Origin of the sequence: Streptomyces sp. NPDC000134 (genome assembly GCF_042899225.1) — a bacterium.
Classification (GTDB): Bacteria; Actinomycetota; Actinomycetes; order Streptomycetales; family Streptomycetaceae; genus Streptomyces.
Window position 1 is genome coordinate 26,571 of the sequence record NZ_JBIAZN010000012.1, and the last position, 21,759, is coordinate 48,329.

Annotated in this window: 20 protein-coding genes; 2 read left to right on the forward strand and 18 right to left on the reverse strand. The window is 74.5% G+C overall.

The features are described from left to right. Positions 1-87 precede the first annotated feature (87 nt). The 16 genes from ACFY32_RS19210 to ACFY32_RS19285 all read right to left on the reverse strand — a co-directional run bounded on the left by ACFY32_RS19210 (position 88) and on the right by ACFY32_RS19285 (position 15,771). Positions 88-762 (reverse strand): response regulator, encoded by a 675-nt coding sequence (locus ACFY32_RS19210; RefSeq protein ID WP_390674798.1) that lies wholly within the window; start codon positions 760-762, stop codon positions 88-90. Beyond that, positions 759-2,069: a sensor histidine kinase gene (locus ACFY32_RS19215; RefSeq protein ID WP_359189949.1), complete on the reverse strand. Its 1,311-nt coding sequence runs from the start codon at positions 2,067-2,069 to the stop codon at positions 759-761. Before ACFY32_RS19215 ends, ACFY32_RS19210 begins: the two co-directional genes overlap by 4 nt. Next, positions 2,069-3,268: an acyltransferase gene (locus ACFY32_RS19220; RefSeq protein WP_359189952.1), complete on the reverse strand. Its 1,200-nt coding sequence runs from the start codon at positions 3,266-3,268 to the stop codon at positions 2,069-2,071. The genes ACFY32_RS19215 and ACFY32_RS19220 overlap by 1 nt, the downstream gene beginning before the upstream one ends. Next, positions 3,261-4,202, reverse strand: coding sequence for an alpha/beta hydrolase (locus tag ACFY32_RS19225; RefSeq protein WP_359189955.1), 942 nt, complete (start codon positions 4,200-4,202; stop codon positions 3,261-3,263). Before ACFY32_RS19225 ends, ACFY32_RS19220 begins: the two co-directional genes overlap by 8 nt. A 147-nt stretch (positions 4,203-4,349) precedes the next feature. Then, positions 4,350-5,207 (reverse strand): alpha/beta hydrolase, encoded by an 858-nt coding sequence (locus tag ACFY32_RS19230; RefSeq protein WP_359189957.1) that lies wholly within the window; start codon positions 5,205-5,207, stop codon positions 4,350-4,352. Positions 5,208-5,334: 127 nt separating this feature from the next. Beyond that, entirely contained in the window at positions 5,335-6,519 is a 1,185-nt protein-coding gene (gene kynU / locus ACFY32_RS19235) for a kynureninase (protein ID WP_359189960.1), read from the reverse strand. Further along, a complete protein-coding gene (locus ACFY32_RS19240) occupies positions 6,512-7,327 on the reverse strand; it encodes a tryptophan 2,3-dioxygenase family protein (protein WP_359189963.1) in 816 nt (271 codons plus the stop codon). The genes kynU and ACFY32_RS19240 overlap by 8 nt, the downstream gene beginning before the upstream one ends. Before the next feature lie 138 nt (positions 7,328-7,465). Continuing rightward, complete coding sequence (locus ACFY32_RS19245) at positions 7,466-7,879, reverse strand: DUF3151 domain-containing protein (RefSeq protein ID WP_359189965.1); 414 nt, start codon at positions 7,877-7,879, stop codon at positions 7,466-7,468. A 72-nt stretch (positions 7,880-7,951) separates the two neighbouring features. Continuing rightward, positions 7,952-8,983: a class II fructose-bisphosphate aldolase gene (gene fbaA / locus ACFY32_RS19250; RefSeq protein ID WP_390674799.1), complete on the reverse strand. Its 1,032-nt coding sequence runs from the start codon at positions 8,981-8,983 to the stop codon at positions 7,952-7,954. A gap of 134 nt (positions 8,984-9,117) precedes the next feature. After that, entirely contained in the window at positions 9,118-9,690 is a 573-nt protein-coding gene (pyrE, locus tag ACFY32_RS19255) for an orotate phosphoribosyltransferase (protein ID WP_390674800.1), read from the reverse strand. A 10-nt stretch (positions 9,691-9,700) separates the two neighbouring features. Further along, positions 9,701-10,492, reverse strand: a complete 792-nt coding sequence (locus ACFY32_RS19260) for an aldose 1-epimerase (protein WP_390674801.1) — start codon at positions 10,490-10,492, stop codon at positions 9,701-9,703. Between the two features lie 21 nt (positions 10,493-10,513). After that, positions 10,514-11,323, reverse strand: a complete 810-nt coding sequence (locus tag ACFY32_RS19265; protein ID WP_390674802.1) for an SRPBCC domain-containing protein — start codon at positions 11,321-11,323, stop codon at positions 10,514-10,516. A gap of 52 nt (positions 11,324-11,375) precedes the next feature. Then, on the reverse strand, positions 11,376-12,089 hold the full coding sequence (locus ACFY32_RS19270; protein WP_390674803.1) for a response regulator: 714 nt from the start codon (positions 12,087-12,089) through the stop codon (positions 11,376-11,378). Beyond that, on the reverse strand, positions 12,086-13,246 hold the full coding sequence (locus ACFY32_RS19275) for a sensor histidine kinase (protein WP_390674804.1): 1,161 nt from the start codon (positions 13,244-13,246) through the stop codon (positions 12,086-12,088). The genes ACFY32_RS19270 and ACFY32_RS19275 overlap by 4 nt, the downstream gene beginning before the upstream one ends. Before the next feature lie 364 nt (positions 13,247-13,610). Next, positions 13,611-15,146, reverse strand: coding sequence for a polyamine aminopropyltransferase (locus tag ACFY32_RS19280; RefSeq protein WP_390674805.1), 1,536 nt, complete (start codon positions 15,144-15,146; stop codon positions 13,611-13,613). 79 nt (positions 15,147-15,225) lie between these two features. Beyond that, positions 15,226-15,771 (reverse strand): DUF2617 family protein, encoded by a 546-nt coding sequence (locus tag ACFY32_RS19285; protein ID WP_390674806.1) that lies wholly within the window; start codon positions 15,769-15,771, stop codon positions 15,226-15,228. An 857-nt stretch (positions 15,772-16,628) separates the two neighbouring features. Between ACFY32_RS19285 and ACFY32_RS19290 the strand changes: the two genes are divergently transcribed. Beyond that, positions 16,629-17,822: a pyridoxal phosphate-dependent aminotransferase gene (locus ACFY32_RS19290; RefSeq protein ID WP_390674807.1), complete on the forward strand. Its 1,194-nt coding sequence runs from the start codon at positions 16,629-16,631 to the stop codon at positions 17,820-17,822. Positions 17,823-17,881: 59 nt separating this feature from the next. On the opposite strand, the gene ACFY32_RS19295 is transcribed toward ACFY32_RS19290, so the two are convergent. Together ACFY32_RS19295 and clpB are read right to left on the reverse strand one after the other, a co-directional pair. Next, entirely contained in the window at positions 17,882-18,406 is a 525-nt protein-coding gene (locus ACFY32_RS19295) for a YbjN domain-containing protein (protein ID WP_359189994.1), read from the reverse strand. A 105-nt stretch (positions 18,407-18,511) separates the two neighbouring features. After that, the gene (gene clpB, locus ACFY32_RS19300) at positions 18,512-21,109 is read right to left on the reverse strand and encodes an ATP-dependent chaperone ClpB (RefSeq protein WP_359189996.1); all 2,598 of its coding nucleotides are present in this window, start codon (positions 21,107-21,109) and stop codon (positions 18,512-18,514) included. A gap of 165 nt (positions 21,110-21,274) precedes the next feature. Here clpB and ACFY32_RS19305 point away from each other — a divergent pair, with 165 nt between their 5' ends. Further along, on the forward strand, positions 21,275-21,664 hold the full coding sequence (locus ACFY32_RS19305) for a TIGR03618 family F420-dependent PPOX class oxidoreductase (protein WP_390674808.1): 390 nt from the start codon (positions 21,275-21,277) through the stop codon (positions 21,662-21,664). The last annotated feature ends 95 nt before the right edge of the window (positions 21,665-21,759 follow it).

A 21,759-nucleotide genomic window follows, 5' to 3' on the forward strand; every position in this document is an offset into this window, starting at 1 on the left:
TACAGAACCGTAGGGCGGCACGGGACACGGCGTCGTCCGCAGTGAGAAGGGTCCTTCCGGGTCCGTCTCAAGTACTAGGGACCCGTCCTAGCGGCCCGACGGTCTGACCAGCCCCGACTCGTAGGCGAAGACCGCCGCCTGGGTGCGGTCGCGCAGGCCGAGTTTGACCAGGACGCGGCTCACATGGGTCTTCACCGTCTGCTCGGCGACGACGAGGTGCCGGGCGATCTCCGCGTTGGACAGGCCGCCCGCGATCAGCGCCAGGACCTCCGTCTCCCGTTCGGTCAGCTCGCCGACCCGTGCCTTCGCGGGCGCGCGGGGCCGGTCGTCGAGGCGGGCGAACTCGGTGATCAGCCGCCGGGTGATGTTCGGCGCGAGCAGCGCGTCCCCGGCGGCGACCACCCGGACCGCCTCGGCGAGCTGGTCGGCGGAGGCGTCCTTCAGCAGGAAGCCGGAGGCGCCCGCGCGCAGCGCCTCGTAGACGTACTCGTCGAGGTCGAAGGTGGTCAGCACCAGCACCCGGATGCCGGGGGTGGCGCCGGTGATGCGGCGGGTGGCCTCGATGCCGCCGAGTTCGGGCATCCGGATGTCCATCAGGACGACGTCCGGGGCGAGTCCGGCGACCTGGGCGACGGCGTCCAGGCCGTCGACGGCCTGGCCGACCACCTCGATGCCGGGTTCGGCGTTGAGCAGCACGGTGAAGCCCTGGCGGACCATCTGCTGGTCGTCGGCGATCAGTACGCGGATGGGTGCGCCGGTCATCGGGTGCCGTCCTCGGGTGCGGGGTGGGTCGGGTGGTCGCCGGCGCCGGCCGGCAGGAACGCGGAGACTTCGTAGCCGCCGTCGGGGGCCGGACCGGCGGTCAGGGTGCCGCCGAGCATCGCCGCCCGCTCCCGCATCCCGAGCAGCCCGTGCCCGGCGCCCCGGGAGGGCGGCGGGGCGTGCAGCGGGGGCGAGTTGCGGATCTCGACGCGCAGGCCGTCGGGGAGGTGGGTGAGGCGGACCCGGGCCGTCGCGCCGGGCGCGTGGCGCAGGACGTTGCTGAGCGCCTCCTGGGTGACGCGGTACGCCGACAGCTCCACGCCGGGCGGCAGCGGCCGGCGGTCGCCGCGCACCTCGGTGGTGACGGCGAGCCCGGCGGCCCGGGTGTTCTCCACCAGCGCGGCCAGCCGGTCGAGGGTGGGCTGCGGGGTGTGCGGGGCCGGGCCGGTGCCCTCGTCGAGGGGGCCGGGGTGCTCGGAGCGCAGGACGCCGAGGACCCGGCGGAGTTCGGTGAGGGCCTCCAGGGCGTTCTGCCGGATGCCCGCGAGGTTCTCCTTCAGCTCCTCGGACGGGTCCGCCACCAGGTGGGGGGCGACCTGCGCCTGAATGGAGATCACCGACATGTGGTGGGCCACCACGTCGTGCAGCTCGCGGGCGATCCGGCTGCGCTCCTCCAGCAGGGTGCGGCGGGCCCGTTCCTCGGCGGTGAGGGTGGTCTGCCGGGCCAGTTGGGCGCGGGCCACCCGGCGCCCGCGCAGGGCGGTGCCGACGACCACCACCACCGCCGACAGCAGCACCGCGAGCAGCCCGGTCGCCTGGTGGTTCCAGGCGCCCCACAGCCCCTGGAGGACGTAGGTGACCAGCGCGGTGACCGCCAGCGCCTCGACGGCCACCCGGGTGGGCACGCGCAGGGCCAGCAGCAGCAGCACGAAGGCGTGGGCGACCAGGCCGGCCACGGTCCAGGGCCAGGTGAAGCCGTCGGCGTCCCCGGCCGGCAACCGGCCCCGTACCGCCACCGCCCCCGCCACCATGGCGCCGGCCGACAGCCACCACCCCGGGAGGGGCCGCCACAGGGCCAGGACCATCGCACCGCTCTGCGCCGACACGATCGCGAAGGCGAGGCCGAAGCCCAGCTCGCCGTCGTACTCTTCCAGCCCGACCGTCAGCATCGCGAACGCGGTCAGGCACACCAGCCCGTGCGGCAGCCACCGCAGCCACACCGACGGCGGCAGCGGATCGGCCCGTACCGTGCACAGGTCATCACGCAGCACCGCCGCCCAGCGCCGTATCCGGCTCCCCCCGCCCATCACGCCTCCACCTTAGGCCGAGCGGTCCCCGTACGGCCGGGCCGGTGCACGCGCACGACCCGGGGCCGGCGGCGCCGGCCCGGCCGCTCCCAGGGCCGAAACGCCGCCCAGCACCCGGCCAGGACCAGCGCGAACACCGGGAGCCAGGCGATCCGGGCGGCGATCCAGTCCGGGCCCTCGGGGCGGGTGTGCAGGCCGGGCAGGCGGCCGGCGGACAGCGCGGCGGCCGTGGTCGCCATCAGGGCCGTCTGGTGCCACAGGAAGACCGTCATCGCCGAGAGGTTGACCAGCGCCACCGCCGCCCACGCCACCGGCCGCCGCAGGGCGGCGCGCAGCCTCTCGCGCAGCAGCAGGGCGGCGCCGCACTGGGCGAGGCCGAAGGTGACGGCGGCCAGCGTCGGCGGGTTCAGGTTGGACACCGGGGCGCCGGGGACGCCCACCATGGCCGCCGGATAGCCCGCCCACGCCACCAGCGCCGCCGTGGCCGCCGTACCGCCCAGCAGCAGGAGCCACCCCGCGCGGCGGTGTTCCAGTTCGCCGCGGGTCCAGGCGGCGCCGAGGGTGTACGGGACCAGCCAGCCCGCGGCCAGGTTGGCCCAGCCGAGCCGGTCGGGAGCGCCGAGGCCGAAGCGGAGCAGGTCGACGTGGAGGACGACGGCCAGCGGCCACAGCGGGTGCAGCCGGGCCACCAGCGGGGTGGCCGCGGTCAGCGCGGCGAACACCAGCAGGAACCACAGCGGGGACAGCGCCAGCTTCACCAGCGTCCGCACCGTGGTGAGGTCCGCGCCGGTCAGCAGGAGCAGCACCGTCACCACCGTCCACAGCGCGAGAACGGCCCCGACCGGCCGGAACAGCCGGGCCAGCTTCACCGCCAGCCACCGCCGGTACGGGATGCCCCGGGCGCGGGCCGAGGCCAGGCTCCGGGTGGCGCTGTGGCCGCCGACCAGGAAGAACACGGCGAGGGTCTGGAACGCCCAGGAGACCGGCGCCAGCCCGGGGAGGTACTGGAGGGGGCTGGCCGCGCGCAGCGCGGGGCCGTCGGCGACGAGGGCGGTCACCAGCCAGTGCCCGAGGACCACCCCGAGGATGGCCAGGGCGCGCAGGGCGTCCACGGCCCGGTCGCGGCCGGCGGGGGTGGCGGCGCCGATCCGGGCGGCGGCGCGGCGGACGGTCCCCCGGTGCGGGGTGAGGTCAGTCATGGGTCACCTCGGTGGTCTCGCCCAGGACGATCCGGGCCAGGTTGGTCAGGGACGGGGAGCCGGGGGCGAAGTAGTCGCTGTGGCCGCCGTCGCCGGCCGCGAAGACGCGGGCGCCGAAGGCCGGGGAGACGGGGTCGGTGCCGAAGCCGACGGTGGTGCCGAACAGGCCGACGCGGACGTGCGGCACGTGCGCCACCCAGTCGCCGGCGCCCCGGGCCGCCCACACCCGGGCGCCGGTGCGCAGGCCGGCGGCGGTACGGAAGCCGGTGCCGGGGCTGCCCACCAGGGCGATGTCGGCGGCGTCGAGGTTGGCGGCGGCGCGGGCGCAGACGACCGAGCCGTAGGAGTGGCAGAGCAGGGAGACGTGCGTGCCGGGGCCGGTGACGCGGCGCAGCCCGGCGACGAACTCCCGCAGGCGCGGGGCGGCTTCCTCGGCGCGGCCGGTGGTGGTGACCGCGAGGCCGACCGTGCCGGGCGTCTCGTAGCCGAGCCAGGCCACCACCGCCGTACGGGCGTCGCCGAGCCGCCGGTGCAGGGCGAGGGCGGCGGCGCGGAACCGGCCGTAGGTGTCCAGGCCGGTGTCGGAGCCGGGGACCAGGACGGCGACCCGGTCGGCGCGGGCGAGGTCGCCGAAGACCTCGGTGACCCGTCCGGTGCCCCGGCCGTCGAAGGCGAGCAGGTGCCGGGCGGGGTCGGCCAGCGCGCGGTCGGCGGCCGCCCGGTGCCGGTCGCCGTGGGCGTCGGCACTCCGGGCGGCCTCGGCGGCGCCGGCCCGGTGGGCGGCGTAGGCCGCGTCCAGGGTCGCCCGGGTCACCGGGGCGGTCCTGGCCGGGGCCGGGGCGGGCACCCCGGGCCGGGCCGCGGCGGACAGGGGCAGCACCACGGCCCCGGCCAGCAGGGCCGCCAATGCGCCGCGCCACCATCGTCCCGCCATGCCCGCTCCCCTCCCGTGGGCCCTCGACGGGCCGTCCGGGAGAAGAAGTTACGGGCCGGGGGGTGTCGTCGGCGTCCCGCCGGAGAGCCGACCGCGGAGGTAGCTCTCAGGTATGACGGGTACGACGGGGCGGGTCGCCCCGGCCCGTCACCAGGCCAGTTGGGCGATCTCCTCGGCGACCACCGCGCAGGCGTCCGCCGCCGGGTCGATCACCGCGTAGTGGCCGACGTCCTCCAGCAGGGTCACGCCCACCACCTCCCCGGCCCGCGCCGCCGCGTCGGCGTAGGACTCGGCGACGGCCGCCGGCACCACCGCGTCGGCCCGGCCCTGGACCAGGGTGGTGGCGATGCCGGTGGGCAGCAGCAGCGCCGGGTCGGCGTACGGCCGCCGCTCGGCGAACTCCTCCTCCGGTCCGAGGAGTTGACTCGCCGCGTCGGCACACACATCGAGCCGCGCGGCCAGCGCGAGGTCGGCGATCGGGGCGAGGGCGACCACCCCGCGCAGCGGCACGGGCCGGTCGGTGCGCCAGGGGGCGTCGGCGGGCAGCAGATGCCGGGCCGCCGCCCACAGGGCGAGGTGGCCGCCCGCCGAGTGGCCGGTGACCACCGTGCGGTCCGGGTCGGCACCCGGCAGATGCGCGCGCACCAGCGCGGGCAGCGCGTCCAGCGCGGCGGCCACGTCGTCGAAGGTGGCGGGCCAGCGCCCCGCGCTCCCCCCGGCTCCGCCCCGCCGGTACTCCACGCTGGCCACGGCGAACCCCCGGCGGGCGAGGAACGCGGCGAACGGGCTGAGGTGCCGCCGGTCGTACGCGTCCCGCCAGGCGCCGCCGTGCAGGGCGGCCACCACCGGGGCGGGGCCGCCCGGACCGGCCGCCCGGCGCGGCGCGTAGAAGTCGATCACCTGGTCGGGGTGGTCCCCGTACGCGGCGGTGCCGTCGGGGCCGACCGCCGGATGCGAGAAGGCGGACTTCTCCTCCGCGTCGTCGCCCGCAGTGGTGTCCGGCATGCTCCAACCTCTCAGCGGCGTAACGGTGTTGACGGACCCGGGGAAAGGAACCGGCCGTTGGCGGGACGGTATCAGGCCGGTGACGTGCGTGAACACGGGGATGTGACGCAGGGTGAGGGCCGGGCCGTCAGCTCAGGGTGACGCCGAGCACCCGTGCCGCCCGCTCCGCGTCCGCGAAGGAGGTGTAGAGCGGAGTGAACCCGAACCGCAGCACGTCCGGGGCCCGGAAGTCCCCGACCACACCCTGCGCCACCAGCCGTTCCATCACGTCCCCGGCGTCCGGGCAGCGCAGCGCCACCTGGCTGCCCCGCTCGGCGTGCGCGGCCGGCGTCAGGGACTCGACCCGGCCGGCCGGCACGTACTCCTCGACGCAGCGCAGGAAGAAGTCGGTCAGCGCCAGCGACTTGGCCCGCACCGCCGCCACCGGCACCCCGTCCCACACGTCGAGGGCCGCCTCCAGGGCGAGCAGCGACAGGATGTCCGGCGTACCGACCCGCCCGCGCGCCGCACCGGCGGCCGGGGTGTACCCGGACGCCATCCCGAACGGCTCGGCGTGCGAGTTCCACCCCGGCAGCGGCGAGTCGAACCGGTCCTGGAGGCCACGGCGCACATACAGGTACGCGGGCGCGCCGGGCCCGCCGTTGAGGTACTTGTAGGTGCAGCCGACCGCCAGGTCGACGCCGTGCTCGTCCAGCCCGACCGGCAGCGCGCCCGCGCTGTGGCACAGGTCCCACACGGCGTACGCCCCGGCCGCGTGCGCGGCGGCGGTGAGCGCGGGCAGGTCGTGCAGCCTGCCGGTGCGGTAGTCGACGTGGTTGAGCAGCACGGCGGCGGTGCGCCCGCCGACGGCGGACGGCACCTCGGCGGGCGTCACCGGGCGCAGCGTCCGGCCGGTCAGCCGGGCCGCCGACCCGGCGATGTACCCGTCGGTGGGGAAGGTGGTGGCGTCGACCAGGATCTCGTCCCGGTCCTCGCCCGCCATCCGCACGGCGGCGACCAGCGCCTTGAAGACGTTCACGCTGGTCGAGTCGCCGACCACGACCTGCCCGGGGCCGGCGCCGACGAGCGGGGCGATCCGGTCGCCGGTCCGCTCCGGCGCGGTCCACCAGCCGCTCTCCTCCCAGGACCGGATGCGCAGCTCGCCCCACTGTCGGCGGACCACGTCCTCGACCCGTCCGGGCACGTGCGCGGGGAGCGCGCCCAGCGAGTTGCCGTCCAGGTAGACGACGTCGTCCAGCACGAACCGCTCCCGCACGGCGGCCAGCTCGTCGGCCGCGTCCAGTTCCGCCGCGGCGCTCATCAGCTCAGACATGGGACCGCGCCGTCCACAGCTCGGGGAAGACGTTCTTGCGGGCCCGCTTCTCCAGCCAGGCCACCCCGGCGGAACCGCCGGTGCCGGTCTTGGCGCCCATCGCGCGGCGGGTGGCGACCAGGTGGTCGTTGCGCCAGCGCCACACCAGCTCGGCGACGTCGGTGAGCGCCTCGCCGAGCCGGGCCAGCTCGCCGTTCTGGTCGCCGGAGTACACGGCCGTCCAGGCCGCCTCCACCTCGGGCACCGCCTCGTACGCCCGGGACACGTCCCGCCGCAGCACGGCGTCCGGGATGCCGTACCCGCGCCGGGCCAGCAGCCGGACCACCTCGTCGTACAGGCTCGGCTCGTGCAGCGCCTTCTCCAGCTCGGCGTGGGCGCGCGGGGCGCCGCGGTGCGGGACGAGCATCGACGCGGACTTCTCACCGAGCAGGAACTCCAGCTTCCGGTACATCGCCGACTGGAAACCGGAGCCCTCGCCGAGGGCCCCCCGGTAGGAGTTGAACTGGGCCGGGGTGAGCCCGGCCAGCGGCGTCCAGGAGGCGTTCAGCGCCTCCAGTTCCCGCACCGACCGCTTCAGCGCGTCGGTCGCGACCGGCACCCGGTCCTCGCGCAGCGCGCGGGCCGCGGTCTCCCACTCGTGGACGATGACGGTGAACCACAGCTCCATCACCTGGGTGGTGACCAGGAAGACCATCTCTCCGGGATCGTCGGAGAGGGTGCGCTGGAGATGGGTGAGCACGTCCGCCTTGACGTAGTCCTCGTACGGCGTGCTGCCCGCGAAGTCGAGATTCGGGGCGTCGTGGGACATCGCTGTCTCCTGATGGCACTTCGGGTAGCGGTCCGCCCCTGCCGTTACCGGCACGGGGGCCCCGGTCCCCACCGGCATCCTCCGCAATCGTCCCAGCGAACCGCAAGGCCCGCCTGCGCACAGACGGGCCCGGGAGCGTCAGCCGAGCACGTCGGCGGCGGTCGGCGAGGAGTCGCGCAGGAACTGCGCGCAGCGCTCGTACTCCTCCTTCTCCCCGATCGACTGCGCGGCGCGGGCCAGGGCGTGCAGCGCGCGCAGGAAGCCGCGGTTCGGCTCGTGCTCCCACGGCACCGGCCCGTGCCCCTTCCAGTTGCTGCGGCGCAGGGCGTCCAGCCCCCGGTGGTAGCCGGTCCGGGCGTACGCGTACGACTCCACGACGCTGCCCCGCTCGAACGCGTCGTCCGCGAGCCGCGCCCAGGCCAGGGAGGACGTGGGGTGCTGGGCGGCGACCTCGGCGGGCGGGGTGCCGGCCGCGAGCAGCTCGCGCGGCCGGGGGTCGTCGGGGAGGTGGGTCGGGGGCGGTCCCCCGAGCAGGTTCTCGTGAATGGCCATGCGTCCCAGTCTGCGGCATGGCCGGGGCCCGGCACCGCGAGGGTGCCGGGCCCGTCGTACGCCTTTCGGCGGTTACTTGATCTTCTGGCCGGCCGAGCGGAGGTGGCCGCACGCCTCGACCACGCGGGCGGCCATGCCGGCCTCGGCCAGCTTGCCCCAGGTGCGCGGGTCGTAGGTCTTCTTGTTGCCGACCTCGCCGTCGATCTTCAGGACGCCGTCGTAGTTGGCGAACATGTGGCCCGCGACGGGCCGGGTGAACGCGTACTGGGTGTCGGTGTCCAGGTTCATCTTGATCACGCCGTTCTCCAGCGCGGTCGCGATCTCCTGCTCGGTGGAGCCGGAGCCGCCGTGGAAGACGAAGTCGAACGGCTTGGAGCCGGCCGGCTTGCCGTACTCCGCGGCGACGCCCTCGTTCAGCTCCTTCAGCAGCTCCGGGCGGAGGACGACGTTGCCCGGCTTGTAGACGCCGTGCACGTTGCCGAAGGACGCGGCCAGCAGGTAGCGGCCCTTGTCGCCCAGGCCGAGGGCCTCGGCGGTGCGCAGCGCGTCGTCGACCGTGGTGTAGAGGGAGTCGTTGATCTCGTGCGAGACACCGTCCTCCTCGCCGCCGGTCGGGGTGATCTCGACCTCAAGGATGATCTTGGCGGCGCGGGCCCGCTCCAGCAGCTCGGTGGCGATGGCCAGGTTGTCGGCCAGGGTCTCCGCCGAACCGTCCCACATGTGCGACTGGAACAGCGGGTTGCGGCCGGCCTTGACCCGCTCCTCGGAGACGGCCAGCAGCGGACGCACATACCCGTCGAGCTTGTCCTTCGGGCAGTGGTCGGTGTGCAGCGCGATGTTCACGTCGTACTTCTCGGCGACGATGTGCGCGAACTCGGCCAGGGCGACCGCGCCGGTCACCATGTCCTTGCTGTGCTGGCCGCCCAGGAACTCGGCACCGCCGGTGGAGATCTGAACGATGCCGTCGCTCTCCGCCTCCGCGAAACCGCGCAGGGCCGCGTGCAGGGTCTGGGAGGAGGTCACGTTGATGGCCGGGTAGGCGAACTTCCCCGCCTTCGCCCGGTCCAGCATCTCGTTGTAGACCTCGGGAGTTGCGATGGGCATCTGTCCGCTCCTTGTATGTGCGGGTGGGCGTGGTGCGTCTCTTACGGCCCTGACCTAGACCTTGGGGGCGACGTCATCGTCGGCCCCATCCTTCCAGACGTGGCGGGATACTCCGAGCGGACCCGGGTCCGGGCTCAGTCCAGGCCCAGCTCGTCCTTGCCGAAGGCGTACCGGTAGGGCACACCCGCGCCTTCCTCGATCTTCTCGGCGGCGCCGGTCGCCCGGTCGACGATGGTGGCGACGGCGACGACCTCGGCGCCGGCCTCGCGCACGGCCTCGACGGCGGTGAGCGGGGAACCGCCGGTGGTGGAGGTGTCCTCCACCACCAGGACCCGGCGGCCGGCGATGTCCGGGCCCTCCACGCGGCGCTGCAGCCCGTGCGCCTTGGCCGCCTTGCGGACCACGAAGGCGTCCAGGCGCCGCCCGCGGGCGGCGGCGGCGTGCAGCATGGCCGCCGCGACCGGGTCGGCGCCCATGGTCAGCCCGCCCACGGCGTCGAAGTCGAGGTCCTCGGTCAGGTCCAGGAGCACCTGCCCGACCAGCGGCCCGGCCTCACCGTCCAGGGTGACGCGGCGCAGGTCGACGTAGTAGTCGGCCTCCAGGCCCGAGGAGAGGGTCACCTTGCCGCGCACCACGGCCTTGTCCTTGATCTGCTGCAGCAGCGCGCCGCGTGTTCCTGAGGGCATTACTGCGTTGACGTCACTCATGCCGGTCAGCTTAAAGGCGGCGCCAGCGCCAGGTGGTCGTCGCCTCCAGCGGCTCCAGCGGGGTGACCAGGCGCGGCAGGGTGTTCAGCCCGTTCGGCGGGCCGGTCTGCGGCTCGACGCACACGGCGGCCTCCTGCTCGTCGTAGACCACGACCCACCGCTCGGGGCTGGTCACCTTCAGCTCCAGTCGCTCCGGCCAGGTGAGGGTGACGTCGACGCCGTCGGGCATCCCGAAGCAGTCGTCCCACGGTCCGGGCTCCGGCTCGGTCCGGTTGCCGGTCGGCAGGTGGTCGGCGCCGCGCTCCTCCTGCCAGGCGGCGTCGAAGCCGATCGTGACACCGGCGCCGTCCCCGAGGGTCCGGTTGAACCAGGGGTGCCAGCCCAACTGCGCCGGGAACGACGACTGGTACGTCTCCACCGACATGGTCAGCGTCAGCGCGTCCTCGCTCAGCGCGACCTGCTGGGTGACCAGGCCGGGGTACGGCCACGGGTCGGTGAGTTCGCAGGTGAGGACGGCCTCGGTCGGCGTGACCCGCGCGGTGCGCCAGGCGGCGTCGCGGACGAAGCCGTGGATGGCGTGCGGCGGGGAGTTCAGCGGCATCTGATGGACGGTGGCGCCGTCCCGGAACCGGCCCTCGCGGACGCGTCCGCACCAGGGCGCCATCGGGAAGCAGCCGTAGCGGTCGCCCTGGCGGAGCAGCTCTACGCCGCCGACGCGCAGCCCGCCGACCCGGCCGCCGTTGCCCGGCAGCACGGTCGCCTCCGCGTCACCCGCGGTCAGCGTGATGGGTTCGTTGCTCACGCCCCGACCCTACTGGCCGCCTCAGTGCCGCCGGCGCAGTGCCCGCCCCACCACGATCGCCGACGCCACGACCAGCGCGGCGGCCGGCGCGGCCCAGCGCAGGGAGGTCGGCGCGGCGGTGGCCTCCGGCGCGGGCACGGGGGCGTACCGGCCGCGCGGCGGGGCGTGGTCCACCTCCTCCGCGCTCCGCCCGATCATCGTCCGCCGCGCGTGCGCAGCCTCGGCGGGCGGGTCCTGGTCGGCGGGGGCGGGGGTGGCGGCGGGGCTGGGAGCGGGGGCGGGGGCCGGGTCCGGGTCGGCGGCGGGGCCGGCAGCGGGGTCCGGGTCGGCGGCGGGGTCGAGCGCGGGCGGGGGGACCTCGGTGTCGAAGACGGTGGCGGCCCCGGAGGCCGTCTCGTCGGCGGGGCGCTGCGCCGCCGCTCCCAGGTTCTCCGCGAAGCGGGTGAGCAGCCGGGTCCCGGCGGCGGCGACCGCGTCGGCGGGCAGCTCGGTGAGCCGGCCCGTCGCCGTGGCCGTCCCCGCGTACGCCACCGCGGTCCCGCCCTCGGCGTCCGCGAGCCGCAGGGTCAGCGCCAGCGTCACCCTGCCCGTGCCGCGCGTCTCGGCGCCCTCGCCCTCGACGGCGTACGTCCCGTCGTCGCCGCGGGTGACCCGTACCGTGCCCCGGTAGGTGACGGAGTGGCTGCCGACGCGTACTTTCAGCCGTCCGGCGACGGGCTCGGCACCCGCGTCCTGCTGGAGCCCGGGTACCGCGCCGGCGACCCGGGCGGGGTCGGACAGCACCTCCCTGAGCCGCTCGGCCGGAACCGGAACGAACACCTCATGCTCCATGTCGACGCAGCCTACCCAGCGGGCGCCGCACGCACCCCCGGTCGGCACGAAGTCACCCGGCGCCCCGGTCCCCCGGCGTGACCAGTCCCGTCTCGTACGCCAGCACCACCGCCTGGGCGCGGCTGGCCAGCCGGAGCTTGGACATCGCCCGGTTGAGGTGGGTCTTCACCGTGGCCTCGCTGATGAACAGCCGGTCGGCGGTCTCCGCGTTGGTCAGCCCCCGGGCGACCAGCCGGAGCACCTCGGTCTCCCGCCCGGTCAGCGTGTCCAGGCCGGGCGGCGGCCCCGGGTCCGCGGAGGTCGCGTGCGACATATGGGTGAACGCCTCCACCAGACGCCGGGTGACCGCGGGCGCGAACAGCGCGTCGCCGCCGTGCACGGCCGCGACCGCCGCCAGCAGCCGTTCCGGCCCGGCGTCCTTGAGCAGGAACCCGGAGGCGCCGGCGCGCAGCGCCCCGTACACGTACTCGTCGAGGTCGAAGGTGGTCAGGATCAGCACGCGGGGCGCGGGGTCGACCGCCCCGGCGAGGATCTGCCCGGTGGCCTCGATGCCGCTCATGCCGGGCATCCGGATGTCCATCAGGACGACGTCCGGCCGGGTCGCCGCCGCCAGCGCCACCGCCTCGGCCCCGTCGGCGGCCTCCCCGACCACCTCGGTGCCGGGGGCGGCCCGCAGCAGGGCGACCAGTCCGGTACGGACGAGGAACTGGTCGTCGACGACCAGTACGCGGATGGGTCGGTCCCTGGGCTGGTCTGCGGTGCTCATTCCCGGACGGCGTCTCCCCGGCGTGCGGTCCGTACCGGCGTAGGCAGGGTCAGTCGCACGCCGAATCCCCCCTCGCTGCGCGGGCCGACGGCAATCGTCCCGCCGTAGAGCTTGGCCCGCTCCCGCATACCGATCAAGCCATGTCCGCCGCCCTGCCGCATTGTGTCCGGAACCGCTCGCTGCGCGGAGCCGTCGTCGACCACCGATACCGTCACCTCGCCCGCGCGGTAGGCGAGTTCGACGTCGGCGTGCGCGCCGGGCGCGTGCTTGAGGACGTTGGTCAGGGCCTCCTGGACGACCCGGTAGACGCAGAGCTGGACGCCGGGCGGCAGCGGGCGGGGCTCGCCGGTGACGCGCAGGTCGACGGGGACGCCGCCGGCCCGGACCCGGCCGGCCATCTCCTCCAGTTGGTCCAGTCCGGGCGCGGGGGCGCCGGCCGCCTCCTGGGCGCCGTCGGCGCGCAGCAGGCCGAGCATCCGGCGCAGTTCGGCGAGGGCCTCGCCGCTGGAGCCCTCGATGGTGCCGAGGGCCTCGCGGGCGGTGCGGGCGTCGGAGCCGAAGACGAAACGGGCCAGGCCCGCCTGGACGTTGATGACGGCGATGTGGTGGGCGACCACGTCGTGCAGCTCCCGGGCGATGCGCACGCGTTCCTCGGCGACCTCGCGCCGGGCGCGGTCGGCCTGTTCGGCGCGGAGTTCCCGGGTCAGTTCGGTGGTCCGGTGGGCGACGTACCCGAACCGCCACAGCACCAGCGGGAAGCCGATGGCCTGCCCGACGACGGACGCCATCGCGCCGGTGCCGCTGATCACGCCGGCGTAGATCCAGACCCCGGTGAGCAGCGCGGCCGAGGCGGCGGCGGCCGGGGTCGACCGCAGCGAGGCGACGGTGTAGAGGGCGAGCATCGGGCCGAACGACCCGACGACCGGCCAGTATCCGAGGCTGACGTACACCACCCAGCTCGCGTGCACGAGGAGGCAGACGGCGAGCGGGGCGCGGGTGCGCAGCGCGAGCGGCAGATCGATCAGCGCGACCAGCGCCCAGCCGAGCGGGTCGAGCGCGGGCCACCCCTGGGCGACGGCCTCGGTGCCGAGCAGTACGGCCACGGTGGCCAGCGCGGCGGCGATCAGGCCGTCGGCCGCCGACGGGTGCAGACGCATCCTGGCAGCGTAGATCCGACGCCGCCCCGCGGCGTCCCCCTCCCGCCGTACCGCGGAAGTTGCAGCCCCACCCGAACATCAACCGACGGCGGCATTCCGCTACCCGGCGCCCCCCTCTAGATTCCGACACGGACGGGCGGTCCGCCCCAGCCGGGGGGAGGGACGGACCGCCCTCCCTTTCCGACGGGCGCCCAGGACATGCCCCAGGGGCGCGGGGAACTGCGCGACCAGCCACGCCACTCCCGCACACACCCACCGACACCCACCACCCACCCCCCCAGGGGCGCGGGGAACTGCGCGACCAGCCACGACGTACCCGCATCCGACGACCCACCGCCCCGCCCCCCCGATCTCCCCCACCCCCTCAATACCGCGGATGCACCAGCGTCGACGGCGGCACCCCACCCCCCGCCCCCGCCACTCGCACCCCACCACCCCCCACCCGAGGCCGCACCTCCCGCCCCGCCAGCACGAACCCCCACTCCCGCACCGCATACGGCACCGCACGCAGCCCCGCCGCCCGCACCGTCGCCTCCACCGTCCAGAACCCCCGCCCCGCCGCCGCCCCCGCGTGCACCACCAGCCGCCCCCCGGGCGTCAGCACCCCCCGCACCAGCCCGTAGAACTCCTGCGAGTACAGCTTCGTACCGGCCGCGTCCCGGGGGTCCGGCAGATCCGCGATCACCACGTCGTACGTCCCGGCCGGCACCCCCCGCAGCTTCCGGAACGCCTCCTCCGTCGTCACCCGCACCCGCGGGTCCCCGTACGCGTGCCCGTTCAGCGCGGACAGCCCGGGATCGCGCCGCGCCATCGCGACGAGCCGCGCGTCGAGGGCGACGACGTCGACCCGCCGTACGCCCCGGTACCGCAGCACCTCCCGCGCCGCCAGCCCGTCCCCCCCGCCGACGATCAGCACGCGTGCGTGCGCCCCGGTCATCGCGGGGCGGACCAGCGCCTGGTGGTAGCGGCGCCCCTCCCCGCCGCCGGCCCGCAGCTCCCCGTCCAGGTACAGCGCGGCCGGCCGCCCGCCGGTGCCGCCGACCAGGACCACCTCCTGCGCGCCGGTCCGCTCGGCGACCCGGACGTCCGCCCCGTAGACGGCCTGCCGGGCGGCCCGTTCGAAGTCGTCGACGAGGACCCCGGCGGTGCCGAGGACGGCGATCACGGCGAGGTTGGCGGTGAGCAGCAGGTGCCGGGTCCGGCGGGACAGGTCGCGCCGGAACAGGCCGAGGACCAGCGCGGCCCCGACCACCGCGTTGACGGTGCCGGTGAGCAGGCAGCCGGTCAACTGGCCCAGGAACGGCAGCAGCAGGAACGGGAAGGCCAGCCCCCCGACCAGCGCCCCGACGTAGTCCGCGGCGAACAGGTCGGCGACCGCGCCGCCCGCGTCCTGCCGGCGGATGCGCTGGATCAGCTCCATCAGCAGCGGCACCTCGGCGCCGATCAGCAGCCCGATGGCGAGCGAGAAGGCGACCAGCAGCACCCGGGGCGCGTGGGCCCACAGCCCGCCCCAGTCGCCGGTCCAGGCGAACACGGCGTACAGCACCATGGCGCTGCCGCCGCCGACCAGGGCGAGGGCGGCCTCGACCGCGCCGAAGGCGGTGGCCGCGAACCCGCGCAGCCTCTTCGCGGCGAGCGAGCCGACGCCCATCGCGAAGACCATCACGGACAGCACGACGGACGCCTGGGTCACCGAGTCGCCGATCAAGTACGAGGCGAAGGCGACCAGTTCGAGTTCGTACACCAGCCCGCAGGCCGCGCAGACGAAGACGCCCGCGAGGACCAGGAAGCGTCCGGTGCCCGGCCGGACGGGCAGGCGGACGGCGCCGCCGCGGGGACCGCCGGGACCGTCCCCGGGCGGCGGGGAGCCGGACGGGGCGGACGCGTGCGGTTCGATCACGGAGTGACCGTACGTCACGTCGGGACTGCCTTCCGTCACCCACACGTGTGGAACCGTGGTTCAGCGGGGCACCGCGGGTTTAAGCGGTTCCCGCCCCGGAACGACTGAGCCGGAGCGCGCCGGGGCGTACCCCCACCCGGGTCCGGGTGGCGACGAGTTGGCCGTCCTGCGGATAGGCGTGCCAGGTCCGCCAGTGCACCTGTCCGCCCCGGCGCTGGGCCAGCAGGGCGGTGAAGGCGTACGGGCTGCCCGGGAAGACGCCGACGAGGCCGTGCGGATGGTCGGAGACCAGGGCCAGCAGTTCCTGGGCCCGGCCCGCGAACGCGCCGGGCGCGAGCCGCTCCACCCGGGCCGCGAACTCGTACTCCCAGTCGCCCACGCGCTTGGCGATGCCCAGCGGCAGCGGGGTGCGGCTGCCCGCGATGCACGCCACCGTCTCCGAGCAGTCGCCGCCCTCCTCTTCCAGGAGGACCTGGTGGGAGGCGCCGAGAAGTCTCAACTGCACTCGGGCGCCCGCCAGTTCCAGGTCGAGGGTGGCCAGCGCGGGCAGCGGTTCGCGGCCCAGGGCCCAGGCCAGGTCGGCGGCGCGGGTGTCGGAATAGGCGGTGTTCAGGGTCGTGAGCATGGGTCGGCTCCGCAAGCACAACAAGGAAGGGGAGGTGGTGGGGCCTGCGCGTCCCGGACGCGCCGGACATACGGCCCGGTCAGCCCGGTCGGCCGGTCAGAAGGGCTCCACGGGTGGCCCGGGGGCTGCGTCGGTGAGGGAGAGGCAATCACGAACTCTGGCGCCACCACAGCTTTTTTACCCAACTTCGTGGTATTTCCATCCCTCAGAGGGCCCCACAGCTCAACTGTTCAACCGGCGTGCGCCCACCCCCGTGGGGCGCACGCCGGAGCACTGACCCGTCCGCCGGGCGCGGTGGCCGGTCCCCCGACCCGGCCACCGCCCCCGTCACCCCCGTTCCCCCGTGTCCCCCGGGCCCCGGACCTGCCGTTCCCCCGGCGCCCCGGCCCCCTGCCCCCATGCCCCCGCGCCCCCCGCGGTCCGAACCCCCGTTCCCCCGGCCCCCGTCAGCTCCCTCCCCCGCACCCGCCGCCGCCCCCGCACGAGGACCCGCCCCCGCAGGAGGAGCCACCCCCGCAAGAGTGACCGCCCGAATGCCCGTCCGAGGAGGAACCGCCGCTGTCCGAGCTACCCCCGTCGGCCCACCAACTGCCGCTCCCGCCGTCGTACGACCCCGCCCTGCGGCGCGGCCGGGTCGGTCCGGCGTGCGCGCTCCCGCGCATGGCGGTGACGACCGTCCCGAAGATCACGACAACGACCACTGCCAGGATGATGCCGAGAACCATGGCGCCACCCTCCTTCCGTTGCGTCCCCCGAAGCGCCCCCCGTCGGGTGCCTCGCTCGTTGCGTGACCGGGAGATGCCCTCCGCCGTACCGCGCCAAAGCGAAGTTGAGGAACTCCAGAGCTTGGGCGCAGGATGGCCGGCATGACCTCCAGCGCACGCCCCCTGCTCAACCGCCGGCTCGCCGGGTTCGGGACGACGATCTTCGCCGAGATGTCCGCCCTGGCCGCCCGGACCGGCGCCATCAACCTGGGCCAGGGCTTCCCGGACACCGACGGTCCCGAGGAGGTCCGGGAGGCGGCGGTACGGGCCCTGCGCGACGGGCGCGGCAACCAGTACCCGCCGGGACCGGGCGTCCCCGAGCTGCGCGCGGCCGTCGCCGCCCACCAGGAGCGGCACTACGGCCTGTCGTACGACCCGGACACCGAGGTGCTGGTCACCGCGGGCGCCACCGAGGCGATCGCCGCGTCCCTGCTGGCGCTGGTGGAGCCCGGCGACGAGGTGGTGGCGCTGGAGCCTTACTACGACTCGTACGCGGCCTGTGTCGCGATGGCGGGCGGCACGCGGGTGCCGGTGACCCTGCGCCCGGCCCCCGACGGCAGTGCCGTCTTCCGCCTCGACCTGGACGAACTGCGCGACGCCGTCACCGACCGCACCCGGCTGCTGCTGATCAACACCCCGCACAACCCCACCGGCACCGTCCTGACCCGCGCCGAGCTGGCGGCCGTCGCCGAACTGGCCGTCGAGCGGGACCTGCTGGTCGTCACCGACGAGGTCTACGAGCACCTGGTCTTCGACGACGCCCGGCACGTGCCGCTGGCGAGTTTCCCCGGGATGCGGGAGCGCACGGTCACGATCAGCTCGGCCGGGAAGACCTACGGCTTCACCGGCTGGAAGGTCGGCTGGATCACCGCCGCCCCCGCACTGGTCACGGCGGTCCGCTCGGCCAAGCAGTACCTGACGTACGTGTCGGCGGGCCCGTTCCAGTACGCGGTCGCCGAGGCGCTGGCGCTGCCGGACACCTATCTGACCGCCTTCCGCGAGGATCTGCGGGCCAAGCGGGACCTGCTCACGGCGGGGCTGGCGGAGGCCGGCTTCGGCGTGTTCCGGCCCGCCGGCACCTACTTCGTCACCACCGACATCCGCCCCCTCGGCCTCACCGACGGCTTCGCCTTCTGCCGCGCCCTGCCGGAACGGGCCGGCGTGGTCGCCGTCCCCAACGCGGTCTTCTACGACCACCGCGAGGAGGGCGCCCCCTTCGTCCGCTTCGCGTTCTGCAAGCGGACCACGGTCCTGGAAGAGGCCGTACGCCGGCTCAGGGCGGCCTGAACGGCGGACGGCACCGTCCACAGGCTGTGGACGGTGCCGTCTGCCGGGTCGGGGCCGGGTTACTCCTCGTCCGGCTTGTCCGCGTCGTCGACCTCCTGCTCCAGGCCGAGCTGCTCCACCAGCCACCGGTCGAACTCGATGGCGGCGCGCACCCAGCTCACCGTGGAGGAGACGAAGTGCTCCAGGCTGACGCCCATGCCGATCAGCATCTGCGCCTCGCCGATGAGCCGGACGGTGCCGTCGTCGTGCGTGTGGGTGTAGAGCTTGGGCCACAGGGTGCGCCGGTTCCAGTCGTCGATGGACTCCAGCAACTGCGGCTTGTCGTCGATCTGGTGGGGGCGGTCGTAGAACGTCCGCACCGAGAAGACCTGCTGGTCGTCCTCGCCGCGGAACATGAAGTACGTACGGAACTGCTCCCACGGCGCCGCGAGGTCTCCCTCCTCGTCGACGACGTACTTCAGCTCCATCTGTTCGAGGAGCTGCTTCACGAGGTCCTGATCCGGGACGACGGGGCCCGCCGGTCCCTGGGCCTGCGGCTCGGGCTTGCCCCCGAAGTTCGGAATCGAGGACGGGTCGATGCTCACCGTGATTTTCCCTTCGTACGGATTCCGCCATCCTCCCCCATGCGGGGAGGGGGGTGGCAAGCCTCGGCGGGGCCTGTCAGCCTACGGCGGACAGTATCCAGCCGGTCAGAGTGTCTTCCCGGACGCCGGTCCGACGATCAGGCCGTCCTCGTAGCGGTCCACCCGGACCGTGTCGCCGTCCTTGACCTCCCCGGAGAGGATCTCCCGGGCCAGCCTGTCGCCGATCGCGGTCTGCACCAGGCGGCGCAGCGGCCGGGCCCCGTACGCCGGGTCCAGTCCCTCCACGGCGAGCCACTCCAGGGCCTCGTCGGTGACCTCCAGGGTCAGCCGCCGCTCGGCGAGGCGCCGGGCGAGGGCGTCGATCTGAAGGCGGGCGATGCGGCTCAGCTCGTCCTTGGTGAGGGCGGAGAAGACCACCAGGTCGTCCAGGCGGTTGAGGAACTCCGGCTTGAACGAGGCCCGGACCACCTCCAGGACCTGCTCCTTCTTCTCCGCCTCGGTGGAGATCGGGTCGACCAGGAACTGGCTGCCCAGATTGGAGGTGAGCACCAGGATCGTGTTGCGGAAGTCGACCGTGCGGCCCTGTCCGTCGGTCAGCCGTCCGTCGTCCAGCACCTGGAGCAGGATGTCGAAGACCTCCGGGTGCGCCTTCTCCACCTCGTCCAGCAGCACCACGCTGTACGGGCGCCGCCGCACCGCCTCGGTGAGCTGGCCGCCCTCCTCGTAGCCGACGTAGCCGGGCGGGGCGCCGACCAGGCGGGCCACGCTGTGCTTCTCGCTGTACTCGCTCATGTCGATGCGGACCATCGCCCGCTCGTCGTCGAAGAGGAAGTCGGCGAGCGCCTTGGCCAGCTCGGTCTTGCCGACGCCGGTCGGGCCGAGGAAGAGGAACGACCCGGTGGGCCGGTCGGGGTCGGCGATCCCGGCCCGCGAGCGCCGTACGGCGTCGGAGACGGCCCGCACGGCCTCGGTCTGGCCGATCAGGCGCCGGCCCAGCTCGTCCTCCATCCGCAGCAGCTTCTGCGTCTCGCCCTCCAGCAGGCGCCCGGCGGGGATGCCGGTCCAGGAGGCGACGACGTCCGCGATGTCGTCGGGGCCGACCTCCTCCTTGACCATGGTGTCCCGGGCCACCTCCTCCTCGGCCTCGGAGGCGGCCTCCAGGTCGCGTTCCAGGGCCGGGATCTCGCCGTAGAGCAGCTTGGAGGCGGTGTCGAAGTCGCCGTCGCGCTGGGCCCGCTCGGCCTGCCCGCGCAGTTCGTCGAGCTTCTCCTTCAGCTCGCCGACCCGGTTGAGGGACTGCTTCTCCTTCTCCCAGCGGGCGTTGAGGCCGCGCAGCTCCTCCTCCTTGTCGGCGAGGTCGCGGCGCAGTCGCTCCAGGCGCTCCCGGGAGGCCGGGTCGGTCTCCTTGTCCAGCGCCAGCTCCTCCATCCTCAGCCGGTCGACGGCACGCTGGAGTTCGTCGATCTCCACCGGCGAGGAGTCGATCTCCATGCGCAGCCGCGAGGCGGCCTCGTCGACCAGGTCGATGGCCTTGTCGGGCAGGAAGCGGGAGGTGATGTACCGGTCGGACAGGGTGGCCGCGGCGACCAGCGCGCTGTCGGCGATCTGCACCTTGTGGTGGGCCTCGTAGCGGCCCTTGAGCCCGCGCAGGATCGCGATGGAGTCCTCCACGCTGGGCTCGGCGACCAGCACCTGCTGGAAGCGGCGCTCCAGGGCGGGGTCCTTCTCGATCCGCTCGCGGTACTCGTCCAGCGTGGTGGCGCCGACCATGCGCAGCTCACCGCGGGCGAGCATGGGCTTGAGCATGTTGCCCGCGTCCATCGCGGAGTCGCCGCCCGCGCCGGCGCCGACGACGGTGTGCAGCTCGTCGATGAAGGTGATGATCTGCCCGTCGGAGTCCTTGATCTCCGCCAGGACGGTCTTCAGCCGCTCCTCGAACTCGCCCCGGTACTTCGCCCCGGCCACCATCGCGCCGAGGTCGAGCGCGACCAGCCGCTTGTTCTTCAGCGACTCGGGCACGTCGCCCTTGACGATCCGCTGGGCGAGGCCCTCGACGACGGCGGTCTTGCCGACGCCGGGCTCGCCGATCAGCACGGGGTTGTTCTTGGTCCGGCGGGAGAGCACCTGGACCACCCGCCGGATCTCGGTGTCCCGCCCGATGACCGGGTCGAGCCGGCCCTCGCGGGCGGCGGCGGTGAAATCGGTGCCGAACTTCTCCAGCGCCTTGTACTGCCCCTCGGGGTCCGCGGTGGTCACCCGGCGCCCTCCCCTCGCCTTCTGGAAGGCCGCCTGCAGCTTCTTCGCGTCGGCCCCCTGCTCCTTGAGCACCTCGCCGGCCGCCCCGCCCTTGGCGGCGATGCCGATCAGGAGGTGCTCGGTGGAGAGGTACTCGTCGCCGAGGTCCCTGGCCCTGGTCTGGGCGTCGGCGACGACCGCGAGCATCTCACGGTTGGGCTGCGGCGGCGCCACGGTCGACCCGGTGACGCTGGGCAGGGCGGCGATCACCCGCTCGGCCCCGGCGCGCACGGCCGCCTGGTCGGCGTCCACCGCCGTCAGGAGGTCGGTGATGTTCTCGTTGTCCTGTCCCTGGAGCAGAGCCAGGAGCAGGTGTGCGGGGGTCAGGTCGGCGTGCCCCTCGGTCACGGCCCGGTTGCTGGCCGCGTTGATCGCGTCCCGGCTCCGGTTGGTCAGCTCGGCGTCCACGTTCGGGTTCTCCTCCTAGCGACGGCGGTCGGCCACGTATCTCAGTGCTGACTCAATCAACGTACACAAACTTGAGTCTATTCCACTCAAGGCCGGGGCGGGAGTGCCGCTCGGTACGAGTTCGGCCCGGTACGGGTTCCCCGTGACGCGGTAGGTTCCCGGGTCATGACGCGACCGGACGAGCCGTACCTCGCCTTCTGGCGGGAGCGGCATCTGTGCATCCTGACCACGCTCCGCCCGGACGGCTCCCCGCACGTGGTGCCGGTGGGGGTCACCTACGACCCGGCGGCCGGGATCGCCCGGGTGATCACCGACCGGGCCAGCGCGAAGGCCCGGCACGTCGCGGCGGCCGGCGCCGCGGGCGCGCGGGTCGCGGTGTGCCAGGTGGACGGCGCGCGATGGGCGACCCTGGAGGGCCGGGCGGTCCTGCGGGACGAGCCGGAGGCGGTCGCGGAGGCGGAGCGGCGGTACACCGAGCGGTACCGGCCGCCGAGGCCGAATCCCACCCGCGTGGTGATCGAGATCGCGGTGGACCGGACGCTGGGACGCGGCTGAGAACGCTCTCGGGCGGCGGCCCGCACCGACTGTTTCCGGCCACTGATCGGGCCGGGCGATATCGGGAGAGTCCCGGAAAACTGCAGCGGCGTCAC

Excerpts from the sequence above, each read along its gene's own strand:
- ACFY32_RS19275 (WP_390674804.1), bottom strand. The coding sequence starts at position 13,246 with ATGCGTCTGCACCCGTCGGCGGCCGACGGCCTGATCGCCGCCGCGCTG.
- ACFY32_RS19290 (WP_390674807.1), top strand. The coding sequence starts at position 16,629 with ATGGCCGGCATGACCTCCAGCGCACGCCCCCTGCTCAACCGCCGGCTC.
- ACFY32_RS19215 (WP_359189949.1), bottom strand. The coding sequence starts at position 2,069 with ATGGGCGGGGGGAGCCGGATACGGCGCTGGGCGGCGGTGCTGCGTGAT.
- ACFY32_RS19210 (WP_390674798.1), bottom strand. The coding sequence starts at position 762 with ATGACCGGCGCACCCATCCGCGTACTGATCGCCGACGACCAGCAGATG.
- ACFY32_RS19245 (WP_359189965.1), bottom strand. The coding sequence starts at position 7,879 with ATGGCCATTCACGAGAACCTGCTCGGGGGACCGCCCCCGACCCACCTC.
- ACFY32_RS19265 (WP_390674802.1), bottom strand. The coding sequence starts at position 11,323 with ATGGAGCATGAGGTGTTCGTTCCGGTTCCGGCCGAGCGGCTCAGGGAG.
- ACFY32_RS19220 (WP_359189952.1), bottom strand. The coding sequence starts at position 3,268 with ATGACTGACCTCACCCCGCACCGGGGGACCGTCCGCCGCGCCGCCGCC.
- pyrE (WP_390674800.1), bottom strand. The coding sequence starts at position 9,690 with ATGAGTGACGTCAACGCAGTAATGCCCTCAGGAACACGCGGCGCGCTG.
- ACFY32_RS19240 (WP_359189963.1), bottom strand. The coding sequence starts at position 7,327 with ATGTCCCACGACGCCCCGAATCTCGACTTCGCGGGCAGCACGCCGTAC.
- fbaA (WP_390674799.1), bottom strand. The coding sequence starts at position 8,983 with ATGCCCATCGCAACTCCCGAGGTCTACAACGAGATGCTGGACCGGGCG.
- ACFY32_RS19230 (WP_359189957.1), bottom strand. The coding sequence starts at position 5,207 with ATGCCGGACACCACTGCGGGCGACGACGCGGAGGAGAAGTCCGCCTTC.
- ACFY32_RS19305 (WP_390674808.1), top strand. The coding sequence starts at position 21,275 with ATGACGCGACCGGACGAGCCGTACCTCGCCTTCTGGCGGGAGCGGCAT.
- ACFY32_RS19270 (WP_390674803.1), bottom strand. The coding sequence starts at position 12,089 with ATGAGCACCGCAGACCAGCCCAGGGACCGACCCATCCGCGTACTGGTC.
- kynU (WP_359189960.1), bottom strand. The coding sequence starts at position 6,519 with ATGTCTGAGCTGATGAGCGCCGCGGCGGAACTGGACGCGGCCGACGAG.
- ACFY32_RS19285 (WP_390674806.1), bottom strand. The coding sequence starts at position 15,771 with ATGCTCACGACCCTGAACACCGCCTATTCCGACACCCGCGCCGCCGAC.
- ACFY32_RS19225 (WP_359189955.1), bottom strand. The coding sequence starts at position 4,202 with ATGGCGGGACGATGGTGGCGCGGCGCATTGGCGGCCCTGCTGGCCGGG.